General features: G+C 58.0%; 2 protein-coding genes. One reads left to right on the top strand and one right to left on the bottom strand.

The window, feature by feature from the left end:
- The coding region (locus tag NW837_RS13260; RefSeq protein ID WP_414332100.1) for a VRR-NUC domain-containing protein at positions 1-220 on the top strand (220 nt) is incomplete at its 5' end.
- A 15-nt stretch (positions 221-235) separates the two neighbouring features.
- Here NW837_RS13260 and NW837_RS13255 read toward each other — a convergent pair.
- Positions 236-1,198 (bottom strand): hypothetical protein (locus NW837_RS13255; RefSeq protein WP_414332099.1); only part of this gene is annotated, 963 nt, incomplete at its 5' end.

Genomic DNA, 1,198 nt, shown 5'->3' with positions numbered 1-1,198 from the left:
GCGGGGTCGGTGGCTGACGCCCGTTCAAGGGGATGTCGGTTTTCCCGACCTCGTGCTGTGTCGCCCGCCCCGTCTCATCGTCGCCGAACTCAAGCGGGTGGGCGGTCGTCTGACGGCAGCACAACGCGGGTGGCTGGACGCACTCGGTCAGTGCGCGGGAGTGGAGTGCTATCTGTGGCGTCCAGAGGATTGGGACGCCATCGTGACAACACTGCGATAGCCCGTGGACATTCACTTATGAGTCAAGGTCGTTGTTTTCGTCGCTATCGGTCGTCTGAAGACTTTGGCGTATCGCGTCCATCTCCGATTCCGTCAAGCCCCATACTTGCGCAGCGAGTTCATCAATCTTCTTCTCTACTTGCCCCAACCGCGCTGTGTCGCCCCGTGCTACGATGACATGCGCTTGCCGAGATAGGTCTGCGAACTCACGATGCACAGGATTATTCGGGTCATAGCGTGGAATGCGGATGTGGTCAAGGAGGTGCATCGTGCCCATACTTTTGCCGCCCTTCTGACTGTATGACTCAGCAGCGAACTGGAAAACCACTGAGTTCACTATGGCGCAAATATAGTGCGCCTCTTCAGAGGAATTACACGGCACTAAAGTAATGGTTTCCTGTGGGATCACGACCTTTTCGTCGTCACTGCTGACACTGCTGACAACAGCCGCTTGTATGCTACCTATGCGCGTCCACACCACCTTCCATGGCGCGAAGGTGTAGTCGTCGACAGCACCGTAGAAGTAAAAAGGCTCGCCTCGCTTCAGTGCGCCTTGTGTTATCGCATCCTTGCGCTGCAATAAGGTCGGCGCGAATCGCTTCAGATATGCGTAGGTTTTGGGGAACTTAACTTGCATTTCTGAGAGGGGAATCACTTGCTGAGGTTTCAGGCGTGGCACGATGATCCATGCGGAGGGTTGGGCGTGCCAGCGTTGCACATCGCGCCCGCGCAGCAGCGGGTACAGCAGGTCAGGCTCCACCGTCATCGAGACCTGCTCTACTTTAATCTTCGCGCCTTCGGTGATGTTCTGCACGACGACATCGCCGTTCGGGTGGGTGTAGGTCTTCTGCACCCAGTAGACGGCGTTCGCGCCGCCTGTGTAGACCCCTGCGTGTGCCTTGTAGTCGGCTTTGCCCAGCACTTTGCGGATGGCGTTCAGGGCGGCGGGGTGGGCGGTGAGCCACTGGGAGGTGGAGTC

The organism is Synechococcus sp. R6-10, from assembly GCF_047461815.1.
GTDB lineage: Bacteria > Cyanobacteriota > Cyanobacteriia > Thermostichales > Thermostichaceae > Thermostichus.
Note: the sequence above shows the minus strand (reverse complement) of the source record. Positions and strands in the feature narration are given on the sequence as shown.